At 42.7% G+C, this 16,557-nt stretch carries 18 protein-coding genes and 1 tRNA gene; 12 read left to right on the top strand and 7 right to left on the bottom strand.

All coding sequences use genetic code 11. The annotated features are described in order from the left end of the window. Nucleotides 1-115: 115 nt before the first annotated feature. From H9J30_RS20790 to H9J30_RS20775, 4 genes are read left to right on the top strand one after another with little or no spacing between them, the layout of a single operon-like run. Nucleotides 116-1,234, top strand: coding sequence for a phage/plasmid replication protein, II/X family (locus H9J30_RS20790; RefSeq protein ID WP_240132722.1), 1,119 nt, complete (start codon nucleotides 116-118; stop codon nucleotides 1,232-1,234). Nucleotides 1,235-1,245: 11 nt separating this feature from the next. Next, nucleotides 1,246-1,527 (top strand): single-stranded DNA-binding protein, encoded by a 282-nt coding sequence (locus H9J30_RS20785; RefSeq protein WP_144374978.1) that lies wholly within the window; start codon nucleotides 1,246-1,248, stop codon nucleotides 1,525-1,527. Nucleotides 1,528-1,531: 4 nt separating this feature from the next. Continuing rightward, nucleotides 1,532-1,765: a hypothetical protein gene (locus H9J30_RS20780; protein WP_240132721.1), complete on the top strand. Its 234-nt coding sequence runs from the start codon at nucleotides 1,532-1,534 to the stop codon at nucleotides 1,763-1,765. An 8-nt stretch (nucleotides 1,766-1,773) separates the two neighbouring features. After that, nucleotides 1,774-1,959 (top strand): hypothetical protein, encoded by a 186-nt coding sequence (locus tag H9J30_RS20775; protein WP_240132720.1) that lies wholly within the window; start codon nucleotides 1,774-1,776, stop codon nucleotides 1,957-1,959. A 1,019-nt stretch (nucleotides 1,960-2,978) separates the two neighbouring features. On the opposite strand, the gene H9J30_RS20770 is transcribed toward H9J30_RS20775, so the two are convergent. Further along, a tRNA-Ser gene (locus tag H9J30_RS20770) sits at nucleotides 2,979-3,069 on the bottom strand. An 80-nt stretch (nucleotides 3,070-3,149) separates the two neighbouring features. Beyond that, nucleotides 3,150-4,421: a purine nucleoside transporter PunC gene (gene punC / locus H9J30_RS20765; protein ID WP_240132719.1), complete on the bottom strand. Its 1,272-nt coding sequence runs from the start codon at nucleotides 4,419-4,421 to the stop codon at nucleotides 3,150-3,152. A gap of 115 nt (nucleotides 4,422-4,536) precedes the next feature. Here punC and punR point away from each other — a divergent pair, with 115 nt between their 5' ends. From punR to H9J30_RS20735, 6 genes are all read left to right on the top strand, one after another. Beyond that, nucleotides 4,537-5,439: a DNA-binding transcriptional activator PunR gene (gene punR, locus H9J30_RS20760; RefSeq protein ID WP_240132718.1), complete on the top strand. Its 903-nt coding sequence runs from the start codon at nucleotides 4,537-4,539 to the stop codon at nucleotides 5,437-5,439. A 255-nt stretch (nucleotides 5,440-5,694) separates the two neighbouring features. Further along, entirely contained in the window at nucleotides 5,695-6,354 is a 660-nt protein-coding gene (locus tag H9J30_RS20755; RefSeq protein ID WP_240132745.1) for a Bax inhibitor-1/YccA family protein, read from the top strand. 59 nt (nucleotides 6,355-6,413) lie between these two features. Further along, nucleotides 6,414-6,803: a sulfurtransferase complex subunit TusD gene (gene tusD, locus H9J30_RS20750; protein ID WP_240132744.1), complete on the top strand. Its 390-nt coding sequence runs from the start codon at nucleotides 6,414-6,416 to the stop codon at nucleotides 6,801-6,803. 14 nt (nucleotides 6,804-6,817) lie between these two features. After that, nucleotides 6,818-7,174, top strand: a complete 357-nt coding sequence (gene tusC, locus H9J30_RS20745; RefSeq protein WP_240132717.1) for a sulfurtransferase complex subunit TusC — start codon at nucleotides 6,818-6,820, stop codon at nucleotides 7,172-7,174. Next, nucleotides 7,174-7,455, top strand: a complete 282-nt coding sequence (gene tusB / locus H9J30_RS20740; protein ID WP_011072360.1) for a sulfurtransferase complex subunit TusB — start codon at nucleotides 7,174-7,176, stop codon at nucleotides 7,453-7,455. The genes tusC and tusB overlap by 1 nt, the downstream gene beginning before the upstream one ends. After that, complete coding sequence (locus tag H9J30_RS20735; protein WP_240132716.1) at nucleotides 7,449-7,787, top strand: TusE/DsrC/DsvC family sulfur relay protein; 339 nt, start codon at nucleotides 7,449-7,451, stop codon at nucleotides 7,785-7,787. The genes tusB and H9J30_RS20735 overlap by 7 nt, the downstream gene beginning before the upstream one ends. Before the next feature lie 76 nt (nucleotides 7,788-7,863). On the opposite strand, the gene H9J30_RS20730 is transcribed toward H9J30_RS20735, so the two are convergent. The 3 genes from H9J30_RS20730 to H9J30_RS20720 all read right to left on the bottom strand — a co-directional run bounded on the left by H9J30_RS20730 (nucleotide 7,864) and on the right by H9J30_RS20720 (nucleotide 10,890). Beyond that, nucleotides 7,864-9,828, bottom strand: coding sequence for a RecQ family ATP-dependent DNA helicase (locus tag H9J30_RS20730; protein ID WP_240132715.1), 1,965 nt, complete (start codon nucleotides 9,826-9,828; stop codon nucleotides 7,864-7,866). A 78-nt stretch (nucleotides 9,829-9,906) separates the two neighbouring features. Then, nucleotides 9,907-10,233: a hypothetical protein gene (locus H9J30_RS20725; RefSeq protein ID WP_240132714.1), complete on the bottom strand. Its 327-nt coding sequence runs from the start codon at nucleotides 10,231-10,233 to the stop codon at nucleotides 9,907-9,909. A gap of 156 nt (nucleotides 10,234-10,389) precedes the next feature. Continuing rightward, the gene (locus tag H9J30_RS20720) at nucleotides 10,390-10,890 is read right to left on the bottom strand and encodes a hypothetical protein (RefSeq protein ID WP_427915946.1); all 501 of its coding nucleotides are present in this window, start codon (nucleotides 10,888-10,890) and stop codon (nucleotides 10,390-10,392) included. Nucleotides 10,891-11,487: 597 nt separating this feature from the next. Here H9J30_RS20720 and H9J30_RS20715 point away from each other — a divergent pair. Both H9J30_RS20715 and H9J30_RS20710 read left to right on the top strand, forming a co-directional pair. Further along, nucleotides 11,488-12,597 carry a tyrosine-type recombinase/integrase gene (locus H9J30_RS20715; protein WP_240132712.1) on the top strand — a complete coding sequence of 370 codons (1,110 nt, stop codon included), beginning with the start codon at nucleotides 11,488-11,490 and terminating at the stop codon, nucleotides 12,595-12,597. Nucleotides 12,598-12,779: 182 nt separating this feature from the next. Continuing rightward, entirely contained in the window at nucleotides 12,780-14,831 is a 2,052-nt protein-coding gene (locus H9J30_RS20710) for a PhoX family protein (protein ID WP_240132711.1), read from the top strand. 71 nt (nucleotides 14,832-14,902) lie between these two features. Here H9J30_RS20710 and H9J30_RS20705 read toward each other — a convergent pair whose 3' ends face one another. Both H9J30_RS20705 and H9J30_RS20700 read right to left on the bottom strand, forming a co-directional pair. Beyond that, on the bottom strand, nucleotides 14,903-15,658 hold the full coding sequence (locus H9J30_RS20705) for a tRNA-uridine aminocarboxypropyltransferase (protein ID WP_240132710.1): 756 nt from the start codon (nucleotides 15,656-15,658) through the stop codon (nucleotides 14,903-14,905). A 283-nt stretch (nucleotides 15,659-15,941) separates the two neighbouring features. After that, on the bottom strand, nucleotides 15,942-16,310 hold the full coding sequence (locus tag H9J30_RS20700; RefSeq protein ID WP_240132709.1) for a hypothetical protein: 369 nt from the start codon (nucleotides 16,308-16,310) through the stop codon (nucleotides 15,942-15,944). Between the last annotated feature and the right edge of the window lie 247 nt (nucleotides 16,311-16,557).

The raw sequence follows: 16,557 nt of genomic DNA, 5'->3' as shown, positions 1-16,557 counted from the left end.
TTCTAACCCTATATATTTCGCCTTGAGGAATAATTAACTCTACAGAACTAATGATATTGTTGCTGTAGAAGTATTGACAGGGTTTTGGGGATTGTTTTTCATCGACCGTTTGTTCATGCAACAAGATCATCCAGAGGGCAATTTGCCGCTGGTCGGTCGGCATGTCATTGAACGGTTCGAACTCGAAACAGGTGAGCATTTACCGCCATCGGTTAACCAAAAAATCCTAGAAGGGTCATACAGCACCAAATTAACCATCCGTTGTGATGGGCAACGGGTGAGGGTGGAAGGCAATCCTTCACGCTGGCAGCGTATGGATAACCTATTTGGCTTACAGACGCTTGATGAATGCGTGGCGATCTTTAACCACGTCTTAGCCCAATATGATTTGCCACCGTTCACCAAAAATACCCAAATCTCATACCGCCAAACGCCAGACGGCAAAACCACTCAGCTTGTCGGTAATGGTGCTGAAATTACCGCTATCGACTGGACAGTGAATCATCAAGTAGGCAAGGGCAAAGAGGCCTCGTTTATCCGTGGTATGTCATCGATGCAAATCGGTCGAGGTCGTAAACCGAAGCTGTATCCCGATGGCCATACGTGCAACTGGGGCGAAGGTTCGACTTGGGTCATGACCAAGCTCTACAACAAAGCTGTTGAGTTACAACGGCACTTGAACAAAGAACTCCGTAAAAAAGATGGTGTGCCCATCGATAGGCTTAACTACTTAGAAAACTTAATTAAATACTGCGAAAACACAGGTGTAGTACGCGAAGAACATAGCTTAAGACAGGCCTTGCTAAAGCGTCATGCGCTGCAATTTTATGGCCGAGTGACTGAACAAGACTTTTATCCGCACCTAACTGACATAGAGAACGCCATGAAAACTATCCATATATCACACGATGAGCACCAAAGCATTGCAGACCAACTCTTAAATCTTGGCATCGTTAAAAGTCGTCAAGCAGCTAATGCAACTCAATCTTATGCATTAATTTGGCAACATGGCAAAGATATAAAAAGCGAACTCAGTAGTTCAAATTATTACGTTCATAAAGCCCGTCTAAAAGCTATCGGCATCGATATCGGCCAACAGTTCGATGTAAGCCGTATGTGTCCAACACTGAAACGCTCAGAAGTCATTGAAGTTAAACCACTAATTGTACCGCACTGGTATCAGTTGCCCATCGTTGCACAATCCAATGTTTTACCATTTAAAGCCTATGCATAGGAGCGATAACCATGTTTAAAATCGAAGTATTTCAAGAAGATGTCACCGTTAGCGCCCGAAACATGCCGCCTAAGGATGGTAAGCCTGGGCGAACCATTTACGAGCAAACAGCATACGCGCATCTAGGCGGAAAATTTCCTGTTCAAATGAAGTTGCAAGTCGAAAGTCCTGCCAATGTGCATCCAGCCGGTGAATATCAAATTGATAGTTCCAGCTTTGTAATTAACAACTTTGGCGGCCTTGAGCTTAAGCGCTTTGGTTTAAAAATCGTCCCAATCAACCATAAGGATTAACATCATGCTTGCACAAGGAACTGTGATACAGACTAACTTTGAACCCATTTATCAATCGCTGAATGCTTTAGAGCTTGCTGTTCGAGCATTTGCCGATGTTGCTGAGGATTGGTGCGAAGAAGACCTTAAACATGCACTGGTAAAGCTGTTATCTGAGAATCTAAACCAACAGCTGCAAATGCATCAAGAAGTCATTTATCGTTCGTTAATCAGTGTTGAGCCATCACAAGCGGCTTAGGAGTTACCATGCAAATTATTTCTTATGAAGGCGGCTACAGCATGGTTGAGCGCCAAGATAAACCCGAACTGCAATGCAATAACTGTAATAAGCCTTGGTGGTATGATGATTTTGATAGCATCTTTATCCAGTGCCCACATTGCCAAGGCGAACTGCGCAGAGTCACGCCAGAGGAACCATTTAGACATCGTTAAGGCATGGCAAGGAATGCCGACGAGCGAAGCCTGAGCGCAGGAGAAATGACGCGCCAATGCCGATAAGTGACGTTATCGGCACCCCAAATCCCTCTCACACAAAACTGCGCACAATGTATATTATGTTAAATTGAATATTTGAGCATTTAGACCACAAGTATCTCCTGCTTATCTCTTTATAAAACCTGCGCAGCTCAAGCTTGTGGTCCTTTTTACAATCATTGATTGCTCACACTAACGCACCACATATTAAGGATATATGGTGAATCTCGTCAGAGTTGGCGATTTTGTTTGTTATGTATTCAAGATTTCTTCATTTTCTAAATGATTCGGCTAATCACATACTGACAACCTAAGTTTATGTTGGTGTTGCAGTAATGACTTATTTCGATAACTTTCATCTGTCTGATATTTTAAGTTGCAGCCAAGAGACCTTCTTCTTTAAACCCAATGACAGCAAGAAATTTCACTAACGGTCTGGTGTATAGACAAAAAAACATAACCAATTTCTCAAGGATAAATCGTATTAAATATCTGTTCATTCAGCGGGAGTTATACGCGCTTTAGCCAAGGCAAAGGCTTGAAGGCATAGTGGCGCTCTGTCGAAAGCCTTAAACGCAGTATAAAGCCCGTTCAACCCCGTCCTTCGGGGGCCTCACAGGCATCTCACTCCCGTGTTACATTGACTTAAAAGGGAATAACCATTTCTTCGTCTTGGATTGAGATGCCTGTGAGACTCTGAACTGATTAGACATTTAATGTGATACAACATCCATATTTATATCCAAGCGCCCTAACCTCCTAGGCATATTCATTTACACAAAATTGCAGCAACTTGAGCAATTGATCAGAACATTAAACCATGGTTTGCAAGCTAGGGCTGAGTTTAGAAAATCATAAATGCAAAAGGCCGCTAATTGCTTAGCGGCCTTTTGACGAAATGTGCCGGTGGATCTCAACTTATAGTTAAATTGTATAAACAAAAAAGCCATCATTGTTGATGGCTTTTTCGTGAAATATGGCGGAGGAGCAGGGATTTGAACCCTGGGTGGGCTATAAACCCACGCCGGTTTTCAAGACCGGTGCATTAAACCACTCTGCCACCCCTCCGAACGAAGCGCATAATATAAGTAAGTTTACTGACTGTAAAGCACTAACTGATAATTATGCGCTAACTGTTCGTATTACATTCAATCTGCTTGATTTTGCTTCGCATCTGTAGCGATTCCTACTCGAGCAGGGTCTGGTGCAGTAAAGTGATGAGCAAAATCTCCCCATGTCTGTTCAGTTTTAAGTACATAACCTAGGATAACCAGCAGTGAACAGCATAGAATGCCCCAACCTATGGCTACTTCACCAGAATTAGCCCACATGGCAACTAAACTTGAAGCGCCGAAAGCGATGGTGATCTGCAAAAAGTTTTGTAACCCCGCAGCTTTAGAAGCATGCTGGGTAAATTGCTGCAAGGCACTATTCACCACTATCGGATAAATAGCTCCGTTCGCCGCCGCTAAGATTGAGAATGAAATGAGTAGTGGGAAAATTGTTGTTGCTTTAAATAGCAAGGTAAATAACACGATCGAGACAACACAAATCCCAAAAATAGACAACAATACGTTAAGGGTTTTATCTGCTCCAATGCGTTTTATCAATAACTTACTCGCATAACCGCCGACAATAAACATAATGGTTTGTGGGATAAAGCTGAGGCCAATTTCAGTTGCTTGATAACCATGCTGCTCCATCACAATAGGCCATACGGTCAGGTAGGCAAAAAATGCACCTGAACACGCACCAAAAATCACCACATTGCCTAAATAGCGGGTATTTTTCAAAATTTGCCCATAGGAAACAGCACTAGGCTTAGTATCTTGGTGTTTTGATTTACCTGGCACAAAGTACAAGGTCATCACAACGAGTAAAAAAGCAATCACACACAATGAGATAAATATTGCACGCCATCCAAATTCGTTCAGAATATAAGCGCCTAGGATCGGTGCTAACGCGGGTGACAATGCAACTAACGGCATAATATTGCTGAAGATCCCCTGTGCTTTTTCTGCATCATATTGTTCTACAACGATAGCTTGCCAAATTACGCCAGCACTGCAGGCACCAATGGCTTGGAAAAAGCGGGCAATATTTAACATCGTTACCGAGTCACTATTGGCGATGGCTACACTCGATAAAGCAAAAAGTGCCAACCCAATGATCAGAGCGTAACGCTTGCCCAGTTTGCTGACTAAAGGCCCATAGATAAGTTGCCCAAGTGCCAAGCCTGCAAGGAAACAGGTCAACGACATCGCCACTTGTGAGGGTGAAGAATTGAACGAACTTTCAATTGCTTTGAAAGCAGGTAAATACATGTCGGTGGCAATAAAGCCCAACATGCTTAAGAGAGCTAAATAAAGTAAGAATATAAAAAACTTAATATTTACAAAGATGTTACTTGATGTTTTCATAAAATAATCATGTCAAAAGCCTAAAGGCGTGCAGTCTAAATACTTGTTAATTTTATTGGAAACGTTTATTTTTGACAGATGCTATCAATTATTTTCATCACAATGGATGTCAGCTATGCTCTCGGAACAAGCGTTAGAACTCATTGATATTGTGGCCCGAGTGGGAAGTTTTACTGCAGCCGCCAATCGGTTGCACAAGGTCCCTTCCGCCGTCAGTTATGCCGTTAAACAAATCGAAGAAGAGCTTGGCGTGGTGTTATTCGAACGGCACCATCGTAGTGTGACTTTAACTCCCGCGGGAGAGCATTTTGTTAAGCAAGCGAGAAACTTGCTGACACAAATGGATGAAATGAAACGTGGTACTCAGCGCGTTGCTAACGGTTGGCAACCGACCTTATCAATTGCCTTAGATAACATTGTGCGCGCCGATAGAATTAGCGTATTGATCGCCGACTTTTACCGTCATTTCCATGATATTGAGCTAATAATCCGTATCGAAGTGTTTAACGGTGTGTGGGAAGCCCTCGCGACTGGACGCAGTGATATTGCAATTGGTGCCACCACAGCCATTCCTGTCGGTGGTGTCTTTCAGTATAAAGACATGGGCGACATTGAGTGGGCGTTTTTAGTCAGTAAAAACCATCCCTTAGCGAATATTGATAGACCGTTAACCGACGAAGAGCTGCGCCCATTTCCTTCCATTTGTTTGGAAGATACTTCCAGAGAAATTCCTAAACGCATGACTTGGTTACTGGAAAACCAACGTAGGCTAGTCGTTCCTGACTGGATCCGCGCTATTAACTGTTTTAGAGAAGGACTTGGTATCGGCTATATGCCTGTGCATTTGGCCAGTGTGTTTATTAAAGCTGGCGCACTGGTTGAGAAGCAGCTTGAAAACCCCAAACTGACAAGCCCTTGTTGTCTTGCTTGGAATGCTGACAAAATGTCACCCGCTCTTGCTTGGGTGCTCGATTACTTAGGGGATACGGATAAACTGCATCGCGAATGGCTAGCTTAATTGATGTATTGTGGTCAGATTAAGCTTATTTTAAAGTCGCTGTGTTGCACTATTGTAAAGAAAGAAGGTTGCGTCGTGGATGAATACAAGAATAAGGATTTACAACTTGTTATTTGTGGTAGGAATCCTTTAAGCAAACCACGGTTTTAGGTAGTATTCACTTAGGTTTACTGGATTTGCGATATTAACGGGAACTCTTGTCACCGTTAAAAATCAAAATGAACAGTTTGGATGAAAAGCGAAATGGAGCAAGATATGACTCAGCAAACCCTGTACTCAACGAGTGCAACAACTTTAGAAGTGAACAAACTTCTTAAAAATACCTATTTATTATTGGCCATGACCCTCGCCTTCTCCGCATTATGTGCAGGTTTAGCGATGGCGCTTAATATCAGCCCGCTGATGTCACTTGGTTTATCTATCGGTGGTTTAGTGCTGCTTTTTGTCACGCTCAGGAAAGCCGATTCAGCCGCAGGCATTTTCTGGGTGTTTGCCTTTACGGGAATGGAAGGCGCCTCATTAGGCTATATGCTTAACCATTACGCAGGAATGACAAATGGCTCCGAGTTGATCATGCAAGCACTTGGTTTAACATCTGTTATTTTTATTGCTCTGTCAGCCTATGCCGTCACCACCAAGAAGGATTTCTCTTTTATGCGTGGTTTCTTATTTGCAGGACTGATAGTAGTGATTGCTGCCGCCATTATTAATATTTTTGTCGGTAACAGCGTCGCATTTATGGCAATTAACGCAGGCCTGGCATTGTTGATGACTGGCTTTATTCTGTTCGATACTAGCCGTATCGTAAATGGTGGTGAGACTAATTACATCCGTGCAACTATCTCCTTGTACTTGGACTTTTTAAACCTGTTCATTGCCATTTTGCATTTGCTCGGTATTGGTAACGATGATTGATCCCTTTTTAGGGAAACTTACGCTAAAATGGCCCTACTTATAGGGCCATTTTTTTTATGATGAGCAAATTTATTATCCAAGTAAACGGGCCAGCCTATGGTTCGTCGGCAAGTGTGAATGCCCTACGTTTCACCCAAGCCACGCTTCAAAGCGGACATGACGTTGTCTGTGTCTTTTTCTATCAGGATGGCGTGTATAACTCTACTGACTTTAACTTACCAGCATCCGACGAATATGATGTCATCATGGGGTGGAAACAACTGGCCGCGCAGCACCAAGTGTCATTGGTAAACTGTGTATCGGCCGCGCTTAGACGTGGCATAGTGTCACAGCTGGAAGCACAAGAAAACGGTCTAAGCCATTGGAATGTCGAAAGTTCGTTCATTATGGGTGGACTGGGTGAACTGGTCACGGGTATTGAATCAGCCGATCGGTTGATCTGCTTTTAAGCTTCGGAAATCCTATGAAAAAAATCTGTATATTGTTTCGAAGTGCGCCCCACGGCACCACAAAAGGCCGTGAAGCTTTAGATCTTGCTTTGCTAAGTGCGAGTTTTGAACAAGAAGTGAGTGTCGTCTTTATTGATGAAGGTGTATTGCACCTTCTTAAAGATCAACAGCCTGAACTGATTGGTGGAAAAGATTATCTTGCGACACTGAAAGCCTTACCCCTCTATGATATTGAAGCGGTTTTTGCCTGTAAACAGTCCTTAGGTGACTATGGATTAAGCCATGGTTTATTATCCATACCGGTGACAATCTTAAATGATGAAGCGATTTCTGCTCATTTAAAGGTGGTCGATGAGGTCTTAGTATTCTAATGATTTTACATCATATTCAAACCTCGCCCAGCCGAGACAATGCCCTTAAGCTTTGCCTACGTTATGCCTGTAAAGAAGATGCGATTTTACTCTCGAGTGATGGCGTGAATGCCCTACTGTTGCGTCAATGGGCAATGGCACTTTCACCCTTTAAGGTGATGGTACTTAAAGACGATGTAGTCGCCCGTGGCTTAGGCGAGCGTCTTAAAAATATTAATCAGATTGATTACAACGAGTTTGTGGCGCAATCTCTCTTGCATGATAAGGTGATCACGTGGTAAATCCGCTTATGTTTAACGGTGTCGGCATCGAGCGCGACCATCAAGGTTATTTAAAAAATATCGCCGACTGGCACCCCGATATGGCGCCGATGCTAGCCCAAGAAGAAAATATTGAACTAACAAGCGCCCATTGGGAAGTCATTAACTTTGTTAGAGATTTTTATCTGGAATATAAAACCAGCCCAGCGATTCGCGTATTAGTCAAAGCCATTGGCCAAACACTTGGGCCCGAAAAAGGCAACTCCAAATACCTCTATACACTGTTCCCTGTAGGCCCAGCTAAACAGGCGACAAAAATCGCGGGATTGCCTAAACCTGCAAAGTGTATCTAGGTTGGTAAATGTGAGTTTTTAAATTCAACGTTTTAAAGGCATATCTTAGGATATGCCTTTAAAATATCTTTTTGCTTTAAAGTAAGTTTTGTAATTTTTGCTTTATTTCGGCATACCTTAAATTTTCGCAGCGACCAAAACCTGCAAGTTTGCGCACTTGTAAGCGGGTGAAGATGGGAAGACTCATTCCCGCTAAAAAGCGGCATTGGGTTTCAAGGGAAAGTAACGCAAGCCCCTTGCTGCTGACGAGTTGGTTAAGTTCGTTAAGATCGGCGCTAATACGCTGATCTTCTGGCCAAATGGGGGTGTTGGAATACGTGAGTTTGGCCACTTGACCGCGACAAACACTGCAATGACCGCAGGATTTAGGGGCGGCATTATCGTCAAAATAGCGCGCTAAATTATAATTTAAGCAAGTTGTTAGCTCAAAAAATCGCACTAACTGGGCAATCCGTGCCACTTCTTTGGCTTCCTTATCAGCAAAATAGTGATAGAGATATTCTGCTAATGTGGGCGTAGACAATTTGACTGTTTCCACCTGATATACATCGGTAATTTGCTTGGTTTCTAATTCAATGAGTTGCTGACTTGCAAGGTATTCTAAGGCCGCCAATACGCGGTTACGTTCAGCTCCCGTGGCCTGATAAAGCGCATTAAAATCTAAACTTCCCCAAACACGTTTCATCTGGGTGTGTGTAAATATCTGGGTTAAAAATGCCTGTCGCTCAGGTGAAAACTGACTTAATACGTGCGCTTGAGGTTGGAGAAATCGATATTGAACATCAGCGTAGTAGGCATAAAGCGGTTTGATCACGCCCTGAAGTTCAAGCTGTACTAGAAGAGTCTTAAGTGGCAACAATCTAATATTACTCTGATTGGCTAACTGATTCAGTTGCACTTCCCAACGATTAGCTTGGGTTCCTTGGCGAATGCTGTCAATCACGGTGGCAATACTTGCTAGCTCCGGTGTGTCGCCATACACAAAGTTTTCTACAGTGTTGATCCCATCTAAATTGGCTAAGGTAACGCAATGGGAAAGCTGCCCATCACGCCCTGCGCGACCAATTTCTTGGCAGTAGTTTTCGATGGATTTAGGTAAGTCATAGTGGATCACAAAACGGATATTGCTTTTATCAATCCCCATGCCAAAGGCGATGGTTGCAACGACGATTTGAGTCTGACCTAGCATAAAATCATGCTGAATTTGCTGACGTTTATCATCATCAAACCCCGCATGGTAAGCCTGAGCTACAAAGCCCATGCTACAAAGTTGTGATGCAACTTCTTCCGCAGTATGCTGCAACGTCACATAGACAATCCCCGCACCATCAAAGCTTTGTAGTTGTTGCTTGAGTATTCGTAATTTATTTTCACTGGCAACTGGTAGCACTGTTAAATCAAGATTTGACCGATAAAAACCTGTTTGCACAATGTGTTGTGGCTTTATATCGAAACGAATCGCCATATCCTGTTTGACTTTTCGCGTTGCGGTAGCGGTTAGTAACAGCACTAATGGAATCGATAACTCACGGCAATAATCGGGTAATTTCAAATAATCGGGACGAAAATTATGCCCCCATTCGGAGATACAGTGGGCTTCATCCACAACCAGCATTGATAGTGGAATAGATTGAATAAACTGCCGAAAACGTTCATTTTTGAAGCGTTCAACTGACACCATCAACAATTTCAACTGGCCTGAACGCGCCTCTCGCATGACCTGTTGGGTCTGTTCTGACGTTAAAGTAGAGTCGATACTTGCCGCTTTAATGCCCTTCTGTTGTAAGAAATTCAATTGATCTTTAATCAAGGCCAACAAAGGGGAAACCACTAAGGTTAAATGGGGAAGCTGCAGCGCGGTAAATTGATAGCAGAGTGATTTTCCTGAGCCCGTTGGAAATATAGCCAGGCTCGATTGGCCCGCTAAAAGCTGAGTGATAACCTCACCTTGGCCCGGTCTAAATTCTGAAAAACCAAATTGTTGCTGTAATCGTGAGATTAAAGCTGAGCCTTCGTCAGGCTGAGACGCTGAATAAGACATAGAGATACCCTTTTACCCTACACTTCAACAAGAAAAGGTCTAAGACTGAGGAAATAGTGAGTGCCGTAAACCTAGTTACTATGACTTTCTGGCTAAATATAAATTGATAAATGCGGTGAGCTTATCATTAAAAACTTCTTCAAATGTGTCGAGGTCTTGACCTAATGTATTGAAATATATAGAAACCTGAGGACGAGATAACCATTTGTTATCTATACTATATTCCATTTCAGGTAAAGTTTTATCGTAACGAGGCACTAAGGTCCACGTCACTAAGTCGACAGCAAAATGCTTCATTGCTTGCTGTGCTAAGTTGCAAAAAGCTTCAATATGTTCGCGACCATCAGGTCCAAGACAACCAGGCTCAACTCGGCAAAGTACTGATAGCTTTTTTGGCATTGGCATAGGTTTTCCCTGTAAGAAGCATTGGTAAATTTTTTGCGATTAATCCCCCATCAAACAACGTAGGCTACCGCTCTTAGTTCTCTTTAGTTTACGTCACATTATCAGGAAGTCACGTTACGACGATTTAAAACCTAAAGTTGTTAACTCAAATGAATATTAGTCGGCAGATTGTTCTTCATTCGCGATAAAAACGGCTGCGGCATGCTCAGATAATAACGTATCGATGGCTTGATCAAAACTGTCTAAACGTTCAAGTTCCATATAGCGCTTTAACCGTAAAATAATATCCTTGCTCACTTCAATATGCGACTTCTTCTGACGCTTTTTAATTTGTGAAAGTTCTTTGCGAACCGTGCGCCATCCTAAATCACTAAAATACTGATTCAGCATTCGATTAATCAGTTGCAATTGAAGATCAACATTTTGATTTTTTTTACGCAATTGAACTAGCACATTTAAGTTAGCGATTAATTCAGTGTAACTCGTAGATGTTTGCGCTAATAAGTTAAACCATTCGGCCTTCTCCCCTACAACATCGGGGTGAACCATGCGATAAATTAATGGTAGGGCGAATACTAATTCCGCTTTATCTAATAACAATAATTTTCGCCCTGCGGTCGGTGCGGCATGGTGGTATTCCCAAAAATAGGTTGTCATCATTTATGTAGAAAATCATAGTTCTTGGTAGGCAACATGATAGCGATAAATGCTGAAATACAAAAGAATGGTTACACCATTTTATCTGGAGTTTTTTGCAATGGCTTTTCATTGAAGTAAATATGAGGAGAAAAGGATCTGCTTCATTTAGATAGTGATGGCTAATCCCGTGTTTTTGTGAGGCTAAATTCTAACCAATACAGAATATGCAAACATTTTTCCCCCTCTCTAGTTATTTTTAAACACCAATAAAATGGTTTAACCATAATTTAAAAGTAGACTGATATCACCACACTATTGTAGTAAACATAAAAATTCAGGTTGAGTGTTTTATCGGCAAAATTTGGATTGCGCCAGTGCGACTGGCTAATATTTAAGCGGAGTTATTCTAAAGGGCTGCCGATGGTTATATTTAGACAATATAAGAGATTTCACGCTTCTTAACCTATCACTTCATCAATTGTTTTATTTATAACCAATTTGGTTATTTTAAATTCAAACAGTCCTTCTACCAGTGATAATGACGTTTATCACTGGTAGTCATGGCGACTATTTCCGTATAATTTAGCCAGTTTTATCAGCAGTGAAATAACATTAATGTCAAAATCGATTCAAATTTATCGCACGGATGACAGTCATCCTCATCAGGCGGTGGGTATAAGCGCGAATTTAACAAAGCCATTTACTCAAGGTGATAAGACATTTTTTGAAGAAATTTCACTACCTCAATCGGTGCATGCTGACTTTTATAATGCAGCTTCCGAAACTGAGTATGAAATATCCAACAATACTCGCCGTGTATATCGAATTAGCTTTAGTTTTTTTGAACAGTATTGCCTCGAACACAATCTGCAATCTTTACCAGCCGATCCGCGCAGCATTATTTCATTTATCGGTCATCAAAAAGAATTACTGCAAGCCAGCACTGGGATGCAGCTTTCCAAACAAACTTTAACTACACGGATTGCCGCCATTCGTTTCTACCATATTCAAGCAGGTTTTCCGACACCTACTGAGCATCCGCTGGTGATTAGAGTCATGCGCGGTTTGAGTCGTAATCATCAGCGTCTAGTTCAAGATTATGATCAGCAACCCATAATGTATGATGAAGTTGAATTATTGATCCAAGCTGTAGATCAGCAGCCCCATCCCCTACTTCGTCTAAGAGACAAGGCCATCATTCAGCTCGGTTTACAGGGGGGATTTCGCCGCTCCGAATTAGCCAATTTGAAGGTGCATTATTTAAGTTTTATGCGGGATAAATTAAAAGTGCGTCTGCCCTTTTCTAAAAGTAATCAGCAAGGGTTGAAAGAGTGGAAGAGTTTACCCGATTCAGAACCTTTTGCGGCTTATCATGCAGTAAAATCATGGTTAAATGAAAGTCAGATCACCGATGGGCATTTATTTCGATCTATTTCCCGTGATGGCAAGACATTAAGACCGTATCACGTAAACGATAATAGTAAGCCCAAATCTACATTTAGCCGAAATAGTGGTTTCTTAAATGGAGATGATATTTATCGGATCATTAAACAATACTGTCTACAAGCTGGATTGCCCGCGCAATATTATGGTGCCCATAGTTTACGAAGTGGGTGTGTGACACAACTACATGAAAATAATAAAGATATATTGTACATCATGGCTCGCACAGGGCATACTGATCCGCGCTCCTTACGCCATTATCTAAAACCGAAAGAAGATTAATATCCAAATTTTACTTAATTAATAACAGTAATTCAGGAGGCATTTTCTAAGTCAGGTTCATTTTAATAAGCGTTAAAGATGTAAATTGCAGTATTACTGTCATATAAACTCAGCTTTAGTGTCATATTGATACTTTAGGCTTAGCCACGAAATCTCATTCTTCGTACTAGCTGGAGTAAAATATGAGCAAGGCCACCTTTGATCCTACACGCTATAATAAAAGTAATAACGAACCTTTTAATCAAGTGTTGGATAAACATTTATCTCGTCGTAATTTTGTCAAAAGTGGATTAGGTCTTGGAGCTATGACTGCCTTTGCTGGCATGGGGTTGACTGGATGTGGTTCTGACAGTTCTTCTACCCCAGTAGATCCTGTGCCACCATTACCCCCAACCAAAAGTAGCGCTAAGCTTAACTTTACCTCAGTCAAAGGTGCACGCTTAAATGCTGTAGTCGTTCCTGAAGGTTATAGCGCTCAAGTACTTGCGCCATGGGGAACGCCATTAAATGCTAAAGCTTCACCATGGAAAGCCGATGGCAGCAATACTGCAGATGACCAAGCAAACTCAGTGGGTATGCACCACGATGGCATGCATTTCTTCCCGCTGAACCAAGCAGGTGATGACGGTTTATTGTGTATTAACCATGAATATATTGATGAAATAGCCTTACATCCTAATGGCCCAACGGTCGATGCAACGACTGGTTTACGCACCATTGTCGATGAAGTGCGTAAGGAAATTAATGCCCACGGTGTGTCTGTTGTCAGAATTAAACTGACGAATAATCAATGGGAAGTTGTGTATAACGACAAACATAATCGCCGCTTTACCGGCGCGACAGTGATGGATATCTCTGGACCTCTCGCCTATTCTCCACTGCTTGAAACTCGTTATTCTCCCGATGGCAGTCAAGCACGCGGCACTTTAAATAACTGCGGCAATGGTTATACGCCTTGGGGGACTTACCTCACATGTGAGGAAAATTGGCCTGAGTATTTCGTAAACCGTGGCACCCTCACCCGCGATCAAATTCGAATCGGGATCAGTAAAACGTCAAGCCGTTATGGTTGGGATGATCTTGCTGGTCAAGATGAAGAGCGCCTTGATGAGTTTAGCCGCTTTGATGTGACACCTAAGGGAGTTAGCGCTCAGGATGATTATCGTAATGAAGCCAACGGCCATGGCTATATCGTGGAAATTGACCCATACAATCCTACATCGCGAGCAATTAAGCGCACAGCCTTAGGGCGCTTTCGCCACGAAGGCTGTACATTCGGTAAGTTGAGTGAAGGTCAACCCGTAGTATTTTACTCTGGCCATGATGCGCGTTTTGAGTACCTCTACAAATTCGTGTCGGCAGCGCCTTGGAACCCTCAGGATGCCAACAGCAGCAATCGCCTCGAAATCGGTGATAAGTATATGAATGAAGGTACATTATATGTTGCTAAGTTTAATGAAAACGGGGGTGGCGCTTGGTTGCCATTGACTTTAGATAGTCAAACGACCGACGGTAAAACCTTAGGTAATAGCTTTGCAAGTCTTGCTGATATTATCCTTAATACGGCGGGTGCAGCAGATTTACTGGGTGCGACCCCAATGGATCGCCCAGAATGGTGCGCGGTCGATCCGTTCACCGGTTCAGTGTATTTAACACTGACGAATAACTCGAAACGTACCGAAGCCAACCCTGCAAACCCAAGACTAAAAAATAACTTTGGGCATATTATTCGTTGGGATGAAGCTGATAAAGAAACTGAATTTACCTGGGATATTTTTGTCTTTGGCTCACCAAGTGATGGTAATGCTGAAACAAACCTCTCCGGCTTAACGGATCTAAACCAGTTTGCTAGCCCAGATGGTCTTGCCTTTGATAAGCGTGGTATTTTATGGGTACAAACCGATAATGGCGCTGAAGAAGTCGCAGAAGAAACAAACGATCAAATGCTGGCGATTGTCCCTTCGACACTGCTTGATAGTGCCAATAAACAAACCAGTGTGACAGCCAAAAACCAGATGGAATTAAAACGCTTTTTCGTTGGTCCAAACGACTGTGAAGTTACAGGTTTTGCTATAAGCCCTGATTACAAAACGGTATTTGCTAACATTCAGCATCCAGGTAACTGGCCTTATTCAAACAATGCCGCAGAAGTCACACCGACAGGTGTTGTGCTTCGCCCACGTGCTGCCACTGTGGTGATCCGTAAACTCGATGGAAAAGAAGTCGCCGTTTAATCTATCGGGTCAACCATCTGATTAAGCTTTGTAATCCCCTCCCTCGAGGGGATTTTTCTTTAATGACATTGCTAGAGCGTCGCAGCGGTATAAGCCACTTCAAAGGCATTGGTAAAATCACTAATCGGGAGAATATCTTCACGGCAGCGACGATTGCGCCCCAGTAATGATGACTCGACAAACAGGTCGAACCATGCCGTTAATGCTTTACCATTTGCATCTTCTCCCATCGCAGCCAATGCAAGTGAAGCGACTTCTGCCGTTCCCAGTTGAAAATCGTGACTCCCCTTACGTAGTGCGTAAGTGGCTAACGTATCAGGATCAAAAGACAAGATAGGCAAGCCCTGCAAATAAGGACTCTTACGAAACATCTTAATGGCTTCTCGCCAACTGCCATCGAGCATAATCAGCAAGGGACGTTTACCTTTGGCAAGCGTAGCCATAGGGACTTGGCTTAAAACGGTTTGGCCTTGGTCCGCATATTGTGCCGGAAACACTAAAAACGGCTGATAATGGTCGCTGCTTAAAAGTGCAATTAACTCTGGTGCAGGATCGGTGCGCGACCAAAGAAACGCGTGGGTATCGGGGATAAGATCTGCAATCAAACGGCCACTATTTGTTGGCTTAAGGACCTCATCGTTATACATGATAAGCAGAAAGCTAGCCTGAGTGGTTAAATGCCGTCGCAGTGAGCAGGTGCAAAATTGCTCGCCTAATAAACACAAAGGGCAGCGGATGAGTTTTTTACCGCGAGCGCCAAAGGGTTTAGTCGAAATGGATTTGCGATATTCATATAAACGATGTACAGCGTGTGGGGCAAGAGCCATAGCAACCAATTCTCAATCAAACTCATTTTAAAAGGCGGTACAAAGCGTATGCCATTATTTCGCGGAGGCGCAGTGTATCCTTTGGCCGATAAAGGTGCAATTGTGGAAGAGTAATAAAGTATCATACTCAGGCAACTCGCTTTTGGACAAAAGCGTGTTAGATTCCCAACTCTAATTATTGAGTTTCGGATTAAAATTTCTATGGGATTAACGCAAAGCTTTGGGGCGGCTGGAGCGCAGCGTAAGCCGTCCCAGCCAAGATAGTGGCGACAACAGCGCCTTGTTATGTTGCCAAAACACGAATGCATTCCTTATAAGCGGAAATTGTGTTCTCAACAAACAGGATGACTTTGACCACATTTCCGTTGTTTAGAACACAACTTACCTCAATTTTATCTTCGATGATTTTAGCCCTAGCTACTGCATCATCAGTTGTGGGACCAAGATTAAAAAATGTATATCCGCTGGCAACTTCGCCTTTCTCAATATTTGCCAACTCACGTCTCAGAGCGTTTACAAATGCAGGCAAATACGCGGTATTGTCAAAGTAAGTGATCAAAACAGAGCCTAACCAAATATCCACGCTCTGCATCGTTGGAGTTTGCTTTTCTCCAATTGAAAAAGCCAATTCACTTCGTAAACCTATGTCCATATCTTCCTTGCAACATAACGCCGCAATAAAGGGCGAGCGCTAGCGAGTCCAGCCCACCACGCCTTTTGTGGGCGATTTTTAATTGCCTTGTTAGCTGCGAGCACTTCGCCAAACCTCTATAAAAAACAACGAAGATAAACCCATAGCTACCAGTACTGAGATTGCCAGACCAATCTTGTCATAATGATAGTGAGTAACTCCGTTTTGAATACTCAGCATCGAAAATAAAAAATCCGGCCACCCAAGA

This window comes from Shewanella cutis (assembly GCF_022410515.1).
GTDB lineage: Bacteria > Pseudomonadota > Gammaproteobacteria > Enterobacterales > Shewanellaceae > Shewanella > Shewanella cutis.
The sequence above is the reverse complement of the archived record's forward strand: the minus strand, read 5'-3'. Positions and strand labels throughout refer to the sequence as shown.